Annotated in this window: 9 protein-coding genes, 23 tRNA genes, 1 rRNA gene and 1 riboswitch; of the genes, 29 read left to right on the top strand and 4 right to left on the bottom strand. The window is 41.2% G+C overall.

Features of this window, described 5'->3' with window-relative positions; all coding sequences use genetic code 11:
* The first annotated feature begins 11 nt into the window (after positions 1–11).
* The 27 genes from rrf to IR135_RS11750 all read left to right on the top strand — a co-directional run bounded on the left by rrf (position 12) and on the right by IR135_RS11750 (position 6,394).
* Positions 12–126, top strand: a 5S ribosomal RNA gene (gene rrf, locus IR135_RS10080).
* A gap of 76 nt (positions 127–202) precedes the next feature.
* Positions 203–278: transfer RNA gene (locus IR135_RS10075), tRNA-Val, on the top strand.
* A gap of 3 nt (positions 279–281) precedes the next feature.
* Positions 282–357 (top strand) — tRNA-Thr (locus tag IR135_RS10070).
* A 12-nt stretch (positions 358–369) separates the two neighbouring features.
* A tRNA-Lys gene (locus IR135_RS10065) sits at positions 370–442 on the top strand.
* Positions 443–453: 11 nt separating this feature from the next.
* Positions 454–538, top strand: a tRNA-Leu gene (locus IR135_RS10060).
* Positions 539–570: 32 nt separating this feature from the next.
* Positions 571–645, top strand: a tRNA-Gly gene (locus IR135_RS10055).
* A gap of 6 nt (positions 646–651) precedes the next feature.
* Positions 652–740: transfer RNA gene (locus IR135_RS10050), tRNA-Leu, on the top strand.
* Between the two features lie 21 nt (positions 741–761).
* Positions 762–835 (top strand) — tRNA-Arg (locus IR135_RS10045).
* A gap of 10 nt (positions 836–845) precedes the next feature.
* Positions 846–919 (top strand) — tRNA-Pro (locus IR135_RS10040).
* 27 nt (positions 920–946) lie between these two features.
* Positions 947–1,022: transfer RNA gene (locus tag IR135_RS10035), tRNA-Ala, on the top strand.
* Positions 1,023–1,065: 43 nt separating this feature from the next.
* Positions 1,066–1,142, top strand: a tRNA-Met gene (locus IR135_RS10030).
* Between the two features lie 6 nt (positions 1,143–1,148).
* Positions 1,149–1,225 (top strand) — tRNA-Ile (locus IR135_RS10025).
* Between the two features lie 20 nt (positions 1,226–1,245).
* A tRNA-Ser gene (locus IR135_RS10020) sits at positions 1,246–1,338 on the top strand.
* Positions 1,339–1,359: 21 nt separating this feature from the next.
* Positions 1,360–1,431: transfer RNA gene (locus IR135_RS10015), tRNA-Met, on the top strand.
* Between the two features lie 24 nt (positions 1,432–1,455).
* A tRNA-Asp gene (locus IR135_RS10010) sits at positions 1,456–1,531 on the top strand.
* Between the two features lie 28 nt (positions 1,532–1,559).
* A tRNA-Phe gene (locus IR135_RS10005) sits at positions 1,560–1,635 on the top strand.
* A 5-nt stretch (positions 1,636–1,640) separates the two neighbouring features.
* Positions 1,641–1,713: transfer RNA gene (locus IR135_RS10000), tRNA-Thr, on the top strand.
* An 8-nt stretch (positions 1,714–1,721) separates the two neighbouring features.
* Positions 1,722–1,802: transfer RNA gene (locus IR135_RS09995), tRNA-Tyr, on the top strand.
* A 7-nt stretch (positions 1,803–1,809) separates the two neighbouring features.
* A tRNA-Trp gene (locus tag IR135_RS09990) sits at positions 1,810–1,880 on the top strand.
* Positions 1,881–1,895: 15 nt separating this feature from the next.
* Positions 1,896–1,971, top strand: a tRNA-His gene (locus tag IR135_RS09985).
* 4 nt (positions 1,972–1,975) lie between these two features.
* Positions 1,976–2,047 (top strand) — tRNA-Gln (locus tag IR135_RS09980).
* 20 nt (positions 2,048–2,067) lie between these two features.
* Positions 2,068–2,138 (top strand) — tRNA-Cys (locus tag IR135_RS09975).
* A 16-nt stretch (positions 2,139–2,154) separates the two neighbouring features.
* Positions 2,155–2,226 (top strand) — tRNA-OTHER (locus IR135_RS09970).
* A gap of 49 nt (positions 2,227–2,275) precedes the next feature.
* Positions 2,276–2,360, top strand: a tRNA-Leu gene (locus tag IR135_RS09965).
* Between the two features lie 232 nt (positions 2,361–2,592).
* Complete coding sequence (locus IR135_RS09960) at positions 2,593–3,690, top strand: carbohydrate kinase (protein ID WP_135099073.1); 1,098 nt, start codon at positions 2,593–2,595, stop codon at positions 3,688–3,690.
* Positions 3,687–4,601, top strand: coding sequence for a pseudouridine-5'-phosphate glycosidase (locus IR135_RS09955; RefSeq protein ID WP_135099071.1), 915 nt, complete (start codon positions 3,687–3,689; stop codon positions 4,599–4,601). The genes IR135_RS09960 and IR135_RS09955 overlap by 4 nt, the downstream gene beginning before the upstream one ends.
* An 89-nt stretch (positions 4,602–4,690) precedes the next feature.
* A complete protein-coding gene (locus IR135_RS11750) occupies positions 4,691–6,394 on the top strand; it encodes an alpha/beta hydrolase family protein (RefSeq protein WP_135099069.1) in 1,704 nt (567 codons plus the stop codon).
* A 44-nt stretch (positions 6,395–6,438) separates the two neighbouring features.
* Here IR135_RS11750 and IR135_RS09945 read toward each other — a convergent pair whose 3' ends face one another.
* Positions 6,439–6,867, bottom strand: coding sequence for a MarR family winged helix-turn-helix transcriptional regulator (locus tag IR135_RS09945; RefSeq protein WP_135099067.1), 429 nt, complete (start codon positions 6,865–6,867; stop codon positions 6,439–6,441).
* Positions 6,868–6,971: 104 nt separating this feature from the next.
* On the opposite strand from IR135_RS09945, the gene IR135_RS09940 reads away from it, so the two are divergent.
* Complete coding sequence (locus tag IR135_RS09940) at positions 6,972–8,375, top strand: DHA2 family efflux MFS transporter permease subunit (RefSeq protein ID WP_135099065.1); 1,404 nt, start codon at positions 6,972–6,974, stop codon at positions 8,373–8,375.
* Between the two features lie 41 nt (positions 8,376–8,416).
* Here the strand turns inward: IR135_RS09940 and IR135_RS09935 are convergent, their stop codons facing one another.
* The gene (locus tag IR135_RS09935; protein WP_135099063.1) at positions 8,417–9,217 is read right to left on the bottom strand and encodes a hypothetical protein; all 801 of its coding nucleotides are present in this window, start codon (positions 9,215–9,217) and stop codon (positions 8,417–8,419) included.
* A gap of 63 nt (positions 9,218–9,280) precedes the next feature.
* Positions 9,281–10,624 carry an MFS transporter gene (locus IR135_RS09930; protein WP_167753409.1) on the bottom strand — a complete coding sequence of 448 codons (1,344 nt, stop codon included), beginning with the start codon at positions 10,622–10,624 and terminating at the stop codon, positions 9,281–9,283.
* 111 nt (positions 10,625–10,735) lie between these two features.
* On the opposite strand from IR135_RS09930, the gene IR135_RS09925 reads away from it, so the two are divergent.
* Positions 10,736–11,983, top strand: a complete 1,248-nt coding sequence (locus IR135_RS09925) for a helix-turn-helix domain-containing protein (protein WP_135099059.1) — start codon at positions 10,736–10,738, stop codon at positions 11,981–11,983.
* Between the two features lie 398 nt (positions 11,984–12,381).
* On the opposite strand, the gene IR135_RS09920 is transcribed toward IR135_RS09925, so the two are convergent.
* Positions 12,382–13,686, bottom strand: coding sequence for a Na+/H+ antiporter NhaC family protein (locus IR135_RS09920; RefSeq protein WP_135099057.1), 1,305 nt, complete (start codon positions 13,684–13,686; stop codon positions 12,382–12,384).
* A 66-nt stretch (positions 13,687–13,752) separates the two neighbouring features.
* A riboswitch (SAM riboswitch) is annotated at positions 13,753–13,851 on the bottom strand.
* Between the last annotated feature and the right edge of the window lie 61 nt (positions 13,852–13,912).

The raw sequence follows: 13,912 nt of genomic DNA, 5'->3' as shown, positions 1-13,912 counted from the left end.
ACATTCAATAGTCTGGCGGCGATGGCGGAGAGGCCACACCTGTTCCCATGTCGAACACAGCAGTTAAGCTCTCCAGCGCCGATGGTAGTTGGACTGACGTCCCGCAAGAGTAGGACGCTGCCAGGCTGTATATATTTTTTAGAAATAAAATTAAATAATGATTGATTTATTAATAGAAATATAAGATAATAGTATCTTACATGGAGAATTAGCTCAGCTGGGAGAGCATCTGCCTTACAAGCAGAGGGTCGGCGGTTCGAACCCGTCATTCTCCACCATGTGCCGGCCTAGCTCAATTGGTAGAGCAACTGACTTGTAATCAGTAGGTTGGGGGTTCAAGTCCTCTGGCCGGCACCATCTCTTAACTAAGAGCCATTAGCTCAGTTGGTAGAGCATCTGACTTTTAATCAGAGGGTCGCAGGTTCGAATCCTGCATGGCTCACATTCAAATATGCGGGTATGGCGGAACTGGCAGACGCACTAGACTTAGGATCTAGCGCTTCACGGCGTGGGGGTTCGACTCCCTTTACCCGCACCATTTTAAAACAGTATTTATTAATAGTATAGTCAGCGGAAGTAGTTCAGTGGTAGAACATCACCTTGCCAAGGTGGGGGTCGCGGGTTCGAATCCCGTCTTCCGCTCCAGTTTAAGCCGGGGTGGCGGAACTGGCAGACGCACAGGACTTAAAATCCTGCGATAAGTGATTATCGTACCGGTTCGATTCCGGTCCTCGGCACCATATTAAATTAAATAATGCAATGCGCCCATAGCTCAATTGGATAGAGCGTCTGACTACGGATCAGAAGGTTAGGGGTTCGACTCCTCTTGGGCGCGCTTATAGAAACGGGAAGTAGCTCAGCTTGGTAGAGCACTTGGTTTGGGACCAAGGGGTCGCAGGTTCGAATCCTGTCTTCCCGACTCTTTTAAAAAATTAAATGTTATAATGGGGGCTTAGCTCAGCTGGGAGAGCGCCTGCCTTGCACGCAGGAGGTCAGCGGTTCGATCCCGCTAGTCTCCACCATTATTTTAAAAAGTCAAAGTTATAGTGATAATCAATTTAACTCGGCGGCGTAGCTCAGCTGGCTAGAGCGTACGGTTCATACCCGTGAGGTCGGGGGTTCGATCCCCTCTGCCGCCACCATTTGATGGACCTTTAGCTCAGTTGGTCAGAGCAAACGGCTCATAACCGTTGGGTCGCAGGTTCGAGTCCTGCAAGGTCCACCATAGCTTAAACTTAATATCGCGGAGGAATACCCAAGTTCGGCTGAAGGGATCGGTCTTGAAAACCGACAGGGGCTTAACGGCTCGCGGGGGTTCGAATCCCTCTTCCTCCGCCATTTTTAATTTAATAATATTATCGCGGGATGGAGCAGTGGTAGCTCGTCGGGCTCATAACCCGGAGGTCGGAGGTTCGAATCCTTCTCCCGCAATTATTTTTATGCAAGCTTATATTAGGTCCCGTGGTGTAGCGGTTAACATGCCTGCCTGTCACGCAGGAGATCGCGGGTTCGATTCCCGTCGGGACCGCCATTTTTTATTTGATAATTTCATACATAGTGGTTTAGTAGCTCAGTTGGTAGAGCATGTGATTGAAGCTCACAGTGTCGGCGGTTCGATTCCGTCCTGAACCACCATTTAAGCCGGCCTAGCTCAATTGGTAGAGCAACTGACTTGTAATCAGTAGGTTGGGGGTTCAAGTCCTCTGGCCGGCATTCTTTACGGAAGGGTAGCGAAGTGGCTAAACGCGGCGGACTGTAAATCCGCTCCTTCGGGTTCGGCAGTTCGAATCTGCCCCCTTCCATTAGTATAGGGGTATCGTATAATGGTAATATAGAGGTCTCCAAAACCTTTGATGTGGGTTCGATTCCTACTACCCCTGCATTTTATTAAAATGGCGGTTGTGGTGAAGTGGTTAACACACCGGATTGTGGTTCCGGCATGCGTGGGTTCGATCCCCATCAGCCGCCCCATTTTTGGGCTGTAGCCAAGCGGTAAGGCAACGGGTTTTGGTCTCGTGACGCGAAGGTTCGAATCCTTCCAGCCCAGTTTTTTTATAGATTTCCTTTGGCGCCATAGCCAAGTGGTAAGGCAGAGGACTGCAAATCCTCTATCACCGGTTCAAATCCGGTTGGCGCCTTAAACTATACTTTCATGCGGAAGTAGTTTAGTGTTTAGAACATGCTTCTTCCTGAAGCAAGACATAGGTTCAAATCCTATCTTCCGCTTTATACTTTTCAACTAATTAGATGACTAATTAGTATTTTTTTTTAATGAGCCACCGTGGCGGAATTGGCAGACGCGTTGGACTCAAAATCCAATTCTCGTTAAGAGAGTGTCGGTTCGATCCCGACCGGTGGTATACTTTAGCACTGTGCTGTTGGCACAGTGCTTTTTTTAATTTTTTGTAATGAAGAGTCATGCAGGATATAATTTAAATGGCTTTTAAATACGATTTAGTGAAAATATTCTCATAAACTTCACAAATGATGTGACTTATTAACAAAAACAGTTCTATTTTGTGTTAAAATAAGTTTTTATTGCTTAAATCATATATAATTTAAAGCAGTAAAAAGTGAGTTAGGAGGATAGCAATGCATCCTAAAGAAAATGACGTTTTAAAACATATAAAAGATAACCCTTTCATATCACAAACTGAACTGGCTAAAAAAGTAGGTCTGACTAATTCTTCTGTGGCTGCGATTGTATCCGAGCTTGTGAAGAAAGAATTTATTCAGGGACAGGCATATGTACTGAATGCAGAGTATCCAATTGTCTGTATAGGCGCTGCTAACCTGGATCGCAAATTCTTCGTTCATGATCAGCTGATACACGGTACTTCGAATCCTATTCAGTCTGCACATTCAGTCGGAGGTGTTGCGCGCAATATCGGTGAGAACCTTGGACGGCTCGGAGAGAGCGTTGCTCTGATTACGACACGGGGAGATGACGGTGAATGGAAAACAATTCACGATTTAACTGCACCGTTTATCAATCTCGATTTTGCTGAGCATATTGCAGGACAGAGTACAGGTTGCTATACTGCATTAATCAGTCATGAAGGTGAGATGGAATACGGTTTTGCCGATATGAACATCTACGATTATCTGACACCGGAAGTGCTGATTAAACAGACATACATATTAAAGCGTGCGAAATGTATTATTGCAGATTTAAACACGCCGAAAGTGTCTCTTGACTTCCTGTGTGCTTATGCAGAGAAGCACGATCTTAATCTTGTGCTGATACCTGTGTCGGGTCCAAAAATGAACCGTATGCCGGATAATTTACATGCAGTCGACTGGCTGATTGTTAACAGAGACGAAACAGAAGCACACTTTAACATTAAAATTCACAGCGATGAAGATCTGCTTAAAGCAGCAGGAATGTGGAATGAAGCAGGTGTTAGTCACGTTATTGTTACAAATGGCGTCAAATCGATAGCTTACAGCGGTAAGAGCGACGGCGGTAAGATATACAGCATAATACCATCGGACAAGGTTGTCGACGTCACAGGGGCTGGAGATTCATTTTCCAGCGCTATCGTGTTCGGCTGGCTGAAGGGCTATCCAATCGATGACATCGTGAAGATGGCGATGATGAACAGCAGTAAGACAATAGAGACAGAATATACCGTACGTCAGGATTTAACAGAAAAACAACTTATTAAAGACATGGAGGAAGCAAAATGAATCATTTAATCGAACTACACCCGGATGTTAAAGAAGCGCTGGAAAGCAATAAACCGGTAATTGCACTTGAATCAACTATTATTTCTCACGGTATGCCTTACCCGCAAAACGTTGAAATGGCTAAAAAAGTAGAAGATATTGTTCGCGAAGGCGGCGCAGTTCCTGCAACAATTGCTATTATGGACGGCAAGATTAAAGTTGGTCTCGATGAAGCTTCACTTGAAAAACTTGGGAACTCTGAAGGTGTAGCGAAAGTTTCACGCCGCGACCTGGCAGAAATTATTGCGACCAAACGCATCGGTGCAACGACAGTGGCATCGACGATGATTTGTGCAGAAATGGCAGGCATTAAATTCTTCGTTACAGGCGGAATCGGCGGTGTTCACCGCGGTGTGGAAGAAACTATGGATATCTCAGCGGACCTTGACGAGTTAGGAAAAACTGATGTCGCTGTTATCTGTGCTGGAGCTAAATCAATTTTAGACCTTGATAAGACGATGGAATATCTTGAAACTAAAGGTGTACCGGTAATCGGCTATCAAACGGAAGTACTGCCGGCATTCTTCACACGCACAAGTGATATTAAATTAAACACTGTGTCTGAAACAACTGAAGACATCGCTGCAATTATTAAAGCGAAGCACGATCTTAAACTTGAAGGCGGTACAGTAATTGCGAACCCTATTTTAGAAAGCGATGAACTGCCAAAAGAGTATATCGACGGTATCGTTATGGAAGCTGTTAAAGAAGCTGAAGAAAACGGCATCGGCGGTAAAGATTCAACACCGTTCCTGCTAGGTAAAATTGTCGAAAAAACAGAAGGCAAATCTCTGGAAGCCAACATTAAATTAGTGTACAACAACGCTAAAGTCGGTACGCAGATTGCTGTAGATTACTTTAATATGCAATAATTATTAATTTAAGCCCTAATCCTTACAATTCTTTAAGGATTAGGGTATTTTTATATATAAGGATTACATAATTAAAAGAGGGTGCCGAAGTGACGGAGTTTACTAAATATCTATCATTGAAATTGGACAAAAGCGAAGAGAATTTATATGTCATCTCAGATGAGACGGGGAAACGTGAACTGCACAGCTACAATTTAAAAAATAAGAGTTATGTCAAAGTGACAAACGAGCAGGAGAACGTTAAAAACTATTGGTTTACAGACGGGGGACTGTTAACGGCAACAGATTTAAAAGGCAATGAACGCGAGCAGCTGATTTACACTAACAAAGAAGAAAAGGTGCAGCTTACGGCGGATGACGATTATTATCACCATTACGGTGTACATATGGATGGAAATTTTATCTTTTTGAGAAACCATAAAGAAGGTAAAATATTTGAGCTGATAAACTATTCGGACGGACAGCAGAAAGTTCTTAGTTCATTTGAAGAACCGTCTTCGATTATTGGGGAATTCGATGATAATCATATACTGATAAGCCAAGCTGTAAATAATTTAGATAAAAAAATCTTTCTCTTTAATATAAAAACAGGAGAATTAACAGATACAGAACTGCCGGCAGGACGGTTTGGCAATTACCGCTCACTGAACGATACGGAAGCTCTATTTACGAGCGATTATTTGGAAGGCCATTTAAATTTATATAAATTAAACAAAGAAACTTTTGAATTTAAAAAACTGACTTATTTTAAATGGGACATTCAGAAAGTAATTGTGCTTGAAGATAAAAATAATATTATTTTCGAAGTGAATAAAAAAGGCTTTTCTAAACTGTTTAAATACGATGTTCAGAATGATCTCCTCGAAACACTTGATTTTTCAAGCTGCGGAGTAGTGCACTCACTGGCTAATTCTAATGATAAGCTGTACGTCCTGTATTCGGATATGGCGACACCGCATGCGGTGTATGAATTTGATTTAACAGACAGCAGTACAGAAAAATTATTCGGCAATGAAGAAATCGATACTCAAATCAATACAACATACTCGACATACCCGTCGTTTGACGGACTCGATGTGCCGTATTATTTATATCAGCAGAACGATAAAGCACCAACCGCAATTCACGTGCACGGCGGGCCGGAATCGCAGGCGCGTCCAGAATTTAATGAATTGTATTATAAGCTCTATAAAGAAGGTTATCAGATTGCAGTACCGAATATCAGAGGATCGACGGGATATTCTAAATTTTATATCGGTCTTGATAACCAGGAAAAACGTATGGATGCAGCAAAAGATGTTGTTGAACTGCGGCAGCATTTAATTAACAAACATCAGGCTGATAAAGACAACATTTTTATTATGGGAAGAAGCTACGGCGGTTTTATGACACTTCTGCTGATTACCCAATTTCCGAAATTGTGGAAAGGTGCTGTCGATATTGTCGGCATTTCGCACTTTACAACACTGCTGTCGAACACACCTGCCTGGCGCCGGGAACAGCGTTCGTATGAGTACGGTTTTATCGGCGAGCACGATGAATTTATGCAGTGCATTGCACCGCTGAACAATACTCAGAGAATACGTTGCCCGCTTAAAATATTTCACTCGCATAACGACGTCAGAGTACCGTACTCTGAATCGGTCCAGATGTATGAAAGAATGAAAGAAGAAAAAAAAGATGTAGAGCTTACTGCATATGAAAATGAAGGACATCAATACTTATACACTGAAAATCAGGATGATATGAATACTAAAATAATTAAATTCTTTAATGAACAGACAAGTAAATAAAAATAAGCCGTTTCACTTTAATTAAAAAGATGAAGCGGCTTGTTTTAATTCATTAAATTATTAAATTTCTGAAGCAGACGGGCAAATTCATCGATATCTTCATCTTCCCATTTATCTATCATTTTTGAAAAACGCTGTTTGCGGTTTTTCCGCGTATGTGCGATAACATCCCAGCCTTTGTCGTTTATATCATATATATATGAACGGCGGTCTGTCCGGGATTGTTTTTTTTCAAGCAGCTCCTCTGTCAATAAGCCGGCAGCTTGTCTGCTGACGGTGGAAATATCGAGATGAAGCTTTTCGGCAATACTTTTGACACCCATCGGTCCGTTTCTTGAGATGAGCAGCAGGATTAAATAGCTGGCACGATTCAGTTCCTGGGCTTCATCCAAATCAACAGTGCGGCTTCGTAAAGCACGGACCATCATAGCAATTTCCAATTCCAGAATTTCTAAAGATTCTTCGTTTACCATTTATAAATTCAGCCTCCAAATTTTTCAGCTTATATAGTTGACTTAAGATATAGTTGTATTATACAATCATTAATTGTGTTATGTCTATGAAAGAAGGAAAATGAATGTCTTTAGAAAATGAAAATAATAATCAGCTCACAGGCAAAAGCAGAACGATATTAATGGCTGTGCTGTTATCGGGAGCATTTGCAGCAATCTTAAATCAGACGCTCCTCGCTACTGCGATTCCTCATATAATGACGGATTTAAATCTGGATGCGGATGTTGCCCAGTGGCTGCAGTCAGTCTTTATGCTGGTTAACGGTATTATGATACCTATTACAGCTTTTTTAATTAATAAGTTCTCAACGAGAACTTTATTCTTCACTGCAATGTCACTATTTGGCATCGGCACGCTGATTTGCGGTATTTCTCCGTCGTTTCCGGTACTTTTAACAGGACGAATTCTGCAGGCGGCAGGCGCAGGTATTGTCATGCCTCTGATGCAGACGATTCTCTTTCTGGTTTATCCGCGTGACCAGCGGGGGAAAGCGATGGGAATGTTCGGTCTTGTAATCAGTTTCGCACCGGCCATCGGACCGACATTATCAGGATGGTTTATCGATATCTATCCTTGGCGCGGTTTGTTCTACATGATTCTGCCAATTGTAGCCATCGATCTTATCGTGGCACATTTTATATTGAGAAATGTGACAGAGAAAACGAACCCGAAACTGGATATGACATCTATTATTCTGTCGACGCTCGGTTTTGGCGGACTGCTTTACGGATTCAGTGCTGCGGGCAACAGCGGCTGGCTGAGCCTTGCGGTGATACTGCCGATAATTATTGGTGCAATCGCCCTTGTACTGTTCATTAAGCGCCAGAATAGACTGGAAGAACCAATTTTAGAGTTTGGTGTATTTAAAGATAGAATATTTACCTTATCTACATCATTGGGAATGATTGTCTTTATGTCTATGATCGGCGGAGCAGTGATACTGCCTATCTTCATGCAGACGATGCTCGGTTTCAGCGCAATGGAATCCGGCATGATGCTGCTCCCTGGCGCTTTGATGATGGGAATTATGAGTCCCGTGACAGGCAGGCTGTTCGATAAGTACGGTGCAAAATGGCTGGCAATTATCGGACTCGGCATGCTTACTGTAACCACGCTGATGTTTGCGACTTTGAATACCGAAACTACATTTACTTATCTTGCCGTCGTTAATACGTTCCGTATGCTCGGTGTCGCAATGGTGATGATGCCGGTAACAACAGCTGGATTAAACAGATTGACAAACAGGCTGGTGCCGCATGGTACTGCGATGAACAATACGATGCGACAGGTTGCCGGTGCAGTAGGGACAGCTCTTCTGGTCTCTATTATGACGAATATGGCAAGACCGGAACAAGGAGTTGAAGGCATGATTCACGGAGTGAATATGTCCTTCCTGTTTGCAGGAATTCTTGCATTTATCGGTTTTATTCTCGCTTTCAGATTGAGAAAAAATGAAGATATGGATTAAATTAAAGCAGCATTCCGTGAAAGCGGAACGCTGCTTTTTTATTATGTTTCTGTATTAGATTGTTTAGATCTGACATACTGTCCGGTAATGATAATAACCAGTCCGATGAACATAAAATACTGAACGATAAACTGGGACAAGCCGTTCAGAAAATCAAAAGGATAAATCATGCGCCCCGTACTGTATATCAGCAGAACGATGAAAATTAATCTGATCGTCCATGAACTAGAAGTGAAGATAAAGTAAAGTGAAGCGGCTGCCACGATAACAAAGACTGTATAAAGCAGTGTGTCGATTAATGAAGCATCGTAAGATGCAATTTTTAACGGACTGAGCGTTTTTGAATTCATGAACAGTATCAATAAATTAGCGCTGACAAATAGAATTAAAAATAAGATACTTGATACCATCTGTTTGTTGCCGTGGCTGGACGACTGATGTTTGATGCCGTGATTCATGAATGGCACCATAGCGAGTATTAAAACAATCACGGCGGGCAGTACAAGCGAAATAACAATTTCCCCAAAGAAAAATATTGTTGCCGAGAACAGTACGGCAAAATACACACCGAGAATTGCAGCATCTGACCAGTAATTATTCCGGTGTTTAGGCAGATGCTTAGAAGCCACGCGGGCAACATCTTTCGTTTTGGCGTTATAGTATTCAACGTAATCTTTACCAGAATCGGTCATTGCAGCTGCCATTATGTACAGCTTTTCAAACTTTGCATCTTCGGTAACAAAGTTTTTATCAAACTCCTTGTTCAGCGATTGAAAAGCCAGCTGATCATCATCTGAGAGTGTGGTAAATATTTTTTGGTATTCTTTTTTATAATTCTTCATAAAAACATCCCCGTGCAATATATGTTACTCATTATTATAGCAGACAATACAAAGCATATAATATTAAATGCCGGTGTTTTCATGAACTGTTTTTGAAAGCTCCAGTTCTTCAGCAACTTTCGATACATCCTCTTTGGATTCGTCAATCACACGGCTGTTCAGAAAGGTAAAGATAATAATAATTAAAGCAGTAAAACTTATACTGTGGATAAGCCAGAAAGGAAGATAATCATATGCAAAACCGTACAGCAGAGTACCTATAGGAGCAATCGAGGAAGCGAACAGTCCGATTGCGGAAAACACTCTGCCTTTGATGTGCTGCGGTACAGTCAGCTGTACAAAAGTGAAAAGCGGTACATTAATCACCTGCAGCATAACCGCTATAGTAAAGCCCATTGCTGCAAAAAATGCAATTGAATATGTGTCAGCCATGCTTGTATACAATGGGAGTAAATACAGCGGTATGGTGAATGTCCAGAGTATCAGCGATATTTTCATCAGTCCTACAGGGTTTTTAAATTGTTTTACCGAGCCTATTACAATTCCTGCGATAAGAACTCCGAATCCGTCAAAAGCATTAATTATGCCAACAGTTTCCGGTGAGAACTTCAGTTCTGTAATCATCGCTTTTTCCGGATAAATGCCCATAAGAGAAGCAAAGAAATTAATAAAAGCAGCCATTATAAACACCCGGAGGAAGACGTATGAATTTTTAATGTATTCTATTCCCTGCCAGACATCATGTTTAAATTTTCCAAAGACTGAAGCGGTCTCGGGTTGACTTGAGTTCACTAAGACATAATTCTCAGGATCGTAATACAAATCAAATTTGATAAAGAAATCTAGCAGGGTGGAAATAGCGTAAGTAATCGTAAATATTAAAATCATGATATAAAAATCAAATAAACCGAATAGCACACCGCCTATTGCCGGACCGATAATAATTGCAGAGGACATAATAGCAGAAACATAGCCCATTACTTTTTGAATGCGCTCCTTATGAAACATCTCGGTCATCGAAGTCTGAAATGTATTTGAAACAAAAGGATTAACGAGGGCGGTTAAGAAAGAGGTAATATATATCGCAAAAATATTAAACCCGTTAAAGTAGGTGAATACCAGAAGACCCGCCATAATCAGTGTCAGAATGACTTCTCCTGATATGATGATTTTCCTTTTATTACCAAGATCACTCATAACTCCGGATAAAGGCAGCATCAGTGTCATAACTACGGAAGTGATTGCTAAATTAATCGCGAAGTAAAGAGCAGATCCTGTGAAATATAAAATGGAGTAGGAAACTGCGAACGTATAAATCAGGCTGCCTAAGTTTAAAGTCAGTCTGCTGAAAATATAAATTATAAAATTTAACTTCTCCCGAGATGGGACCTCCTTAGTAAATAACATAAACAACATCCCCTTTGTTTAATCTGATTAAACTTATCATATAATTATTTAAGATTGTAAGTCAAGAAATAGTTTAATATAATTAAACTAATGTAAATTGGAGTGAGTGATATGGCTTTAGGCGAACGTATAAAAGAATTGAGGAAAGAACAGGGGTTAACGCTTGTTGAACTAGCTGGAGAGAAGATTACCAAGGGCATGCTGTCTTTAATAGAGAATAATAAATCCAACCCGTCAATGGATACTCTTGAGTATTTAGCAGAGACACTCGGGGTCAGCATCAGTTATTTAACACAAGAAGGTGACAGCGAGTGGACAAAGAAAATGCTTGAGCGCAGTGAATTGTATAATTCTTTTGATTTTCCGACAGAGTTAATAAAAGAAGAAATACTTCCTAATATTGATAAAATTGCGCAGTCGAGCGACGGCATGTTAATTTATCATCTAATACGTGTCTACTACAGGTACACCGGCCAGAGGGAGAAAGCTGAAGAAATTACTGATTTAATCGAGCAGTTCTATAAAAATATCGGACTCGAGAATCTGGCTGTCACCGATAAAATGAACAATGCGATATCCATGCTGTACGAAAGAGATTATAAAAGTGCATATGAAACGACAAAGCAGCTGGAAGAAGATGTTGAGAAGTACAAGGAATACGACAGTAATATCTATATAAATTACTTATTCTGGAGAAGCTCGTTTGCTGCAGATTTTAATGAAAAAGATTTTCTGGAATACGGAGAACTTCACTTGCAGGAATGCTATAAAAAAGAGAACTTCAAATATTTTTATCTGCAGAATTTAATACTTGGTTTGTATTATTCACATAAAGGCGATATGGAACAGGCTGAAGTTTATCAGGAAAATTTGAGGAAGTACTTATCGTTTAACCAGTCGGACAAGTATAAATTTGAAGTAGTGGATAAAAACCGTCCGATTAATGTATTTTATCTGCTGAATCAACCTGACAATATTATTGAACTTGTTGAGAACTATCTGGCAGAAATGGAAGCAGTGATTAAAAAAGAAAACGATAATCCAATGGTCAGCAGAGATTATATCAAACAGTATCTGCCGATATTTGAGCTGGAACTGGCTTATTATAGGCAGGATTATGAGTATGTTTTAGAAAACTTTGCTTATCAAATGTATGAACGTCCGCAAGCCCAGCATCCGCTGGACCGGATTTTGTTCGCTGTCAGAAGTCTGGTGTACCCGCTCAGTCTGTTTGAAACAGGGAAAGTCGAAAAGGCGAGAGAATCTTATTCAATCATTGAAGAAACTGTCGAGGATATAAAACATTCAATATATGCTAAAGAAATGCATATGATTAAGGAAATTATATTTGAACAATAAAGAGAGTGGAATGTGCATGGGCATATTCCGCTTTTTTATATTGAAAGAGATGTCGAGTACGACGGAGCTTTGGTGTCGTACTTGAACTTTCTCCCGGATACGACGGTGCTTCGGTGTCGTACTTGAACTCGCTCCCAGATACGACGGTGTTCCCGTGTCGTACTTGAACTTGTTCCCAGATACGACGGCGCTTTCGTGTCGTACTTGAACTGGTTCCCGAGTACGACGGTGCTTTGGTGTCGTACTTGAACTTTCTCCCGGATACGACGGTGCTTCGGTGTCGTACTTGAACTTGTTCCCGAGTACGACGCCATTTCTATGTCGTACTTAAACATCGCCACGGAAACTTTTAAATAAAAAATCGAATCCAGCATCTGCTGAATCCGATTGATTTTTCTCTAATTAACTTTGACTTTTGAATACTTTCTTGGGAATCCAATTAATATCGCAATAATTCCGCTGATAATCAGCAGCATTGGATAAATGGAATACGGCATAATTTCCACAGGCGAGATACCGGCGGCGAGTCCTGAAGCTGCAAGCATTTGTCCGCCGTAAGGAATGAGACCCTGGAATCCTGCAGCGAATGTATCGAGTATACTTGCAGATTTTCTCGGGTCCACTTCATATTCTTCAGCTATGTTTTTCGCGAGAGGTCCCGTCATCATTATTGAAATTGTATTATTGGCAGTGGATACGTCAGTAACGCTGACTAAACTTGCGATACCGAGTTCGGCGCCTTTTTTCGTTTTAATTCTGCCCATAATAGTATTGAGCAGGTAGGTGATACCTCCGTAATGACTGACTAGACCAATCATACCGGCTATTAGTATTGTGATAATTGAAATTTCCTGCATACCTGCAATACCTTCACCAGCCGCTGAAAACAGCGTAAATATATCGAAAGCTCCTGTCAACAAGCCGAGAAGACTTGAAATTGCTGCTCCGCTCAGCAACACGATTATGACATCGACCCCGAGGAGTGCGATAATCAGCACAGAAAGATATGGAATGACTTCAATAAAATTAAAGTCATAATTTCCTGTCTGACTAAGTGAGATGTCGGCAGTCATTAAATATAAAGTAATTATGGTCAGAATAGCGCCCGGCAGCACAATCCAAAAGTTCACTTTGAATTTATCAATCATTTTGACACCCTGAGTACGTGTAGCGACAATGGTTGTATCAGAAATAAACGATAAGTTATCACCAAACATAGCCCCGCCAATAACAGTGGCTAAAGCGAGTGCGAGTCCGATTTCAGTCTGGTCTGCGATACCAATGGCGATCGGTGCAATTGCTACAACAGTGCCTGTGCTGGTTCCCATAGCGAGTGATACAAAACAGCAGATAATAAAAATTCCGCTTAAAAGCAGACTAGGGGGAAGAAATGTTAATCCCATATTTACTGTTGAATCCACAGCTCCCATAGCTCCTGCAATGCCGGAAAAAGCACCGGAAAGCAAGAAAATAACAACTATAAGTATGACGTTTTCCTGTGCTGCGCCTTGAAAGTAAGCAGCTAATTTATCTTTAAACGGTTCTTTAAAATATAAAAAGAAACCTGCAACTGACGCAAGAATCGCTGCTAGCGGAATCGGCATAGCACTGAAATCTCCTGCCAGAAGTCCGGTACCAATGAATAAGGCTACAAATATAACTAGGGGCAGCAAGGATACCGGGCCGCCTTTTTTATTAGACATAATATTATCCTCCTATTAAAAAATCCCCATCTTTTATTTGTAAAGATAAGAGATGGGGAAGTCCTCAGCTTATCTTTGAGCGTCTGCTCCTGGAATTAGCACAGTACCAAATAGTCTGTTGCTGAGGCTTCGACGGGCCAGTCCCTTCACCTCTCTGGATAAGAATTTATTTAATTAATGAGATTAAGGATACACGCCTAACCGATAAAGGTCAATATATTAATAC

This window comes from Jeotgalicoccus nanhaiensis (assembly GCF_015235105.1).
Classification (GTDB): Bacteria; Bacillota; Bacilli; order Staphylococcales; family Salinicoccaceae; genus Jeotgalicoccus; species Jeotgalicoccus nanhaiensis.
This window is presented reverse-complemented; position numbering and strand designations above follow the sequence as displayed.

Excerpts from the sequence above, each read along its gene's own strand:
- IR135_RS09960 (WP_135099073.1), top strand. The coding sequence starts at position 2,593 with ATGCATCCTAAAGAAAATGACGTTTTAAAACATATAAAAGATAACCCT.
- IR135_RS09955 (WP_135099071.1), top strand. The coding sequence starts at position 3,687 with ATGAATCATTTAATCGAACTACACCCGGATGTTAAAGAAGCGCTGGAA.
- IR135_RS09945 (WP_135099067.1), bottom strand. The coding sequence starts at position 6,867 with ATGGTAAACGAAGAATCTTTAGAAATTCTGGAATTGGAAATTGCTATG.
- IR135_RS09940 (WP_135099065.1), top strand. The coding sequence starts at position 6,972 with ATGTCTTTAGAAAATGAAAATAATAATCAGCTCACAGGCAAAAGCAGA.
- IR135_RS09935 (WP_135099063.1), bottom strand. The coding sequence starts at position 9,217 with ATGAAGAATTATAAAAAAGAATACCAAAAAATATTTACCACACTCTCA.
- IR135_RS09930 (WP_167753409.1), bottom strand. The coding sequence starts at position 10,624 with ATGTTATTTACTAAGGAGGTCCCATCTCGGGAGAAGTTAAATTTTATA.
- IR135_RS09925 (WP_135099059.1), top strand. The coding sequence starts at position 10,736 with ATGGCTTTAGGCGAACGTATAAAAGAATTGAGGAAAGAACAGGGGTTA.
- IR135_RS09920 (WP_135099057.1), bottom strand. The coding sequence starts at position 13,686 with ATGTCTAATAAAAAAGGCGGCCCGGTATCCTTGCTGCCCCTAGTTATA.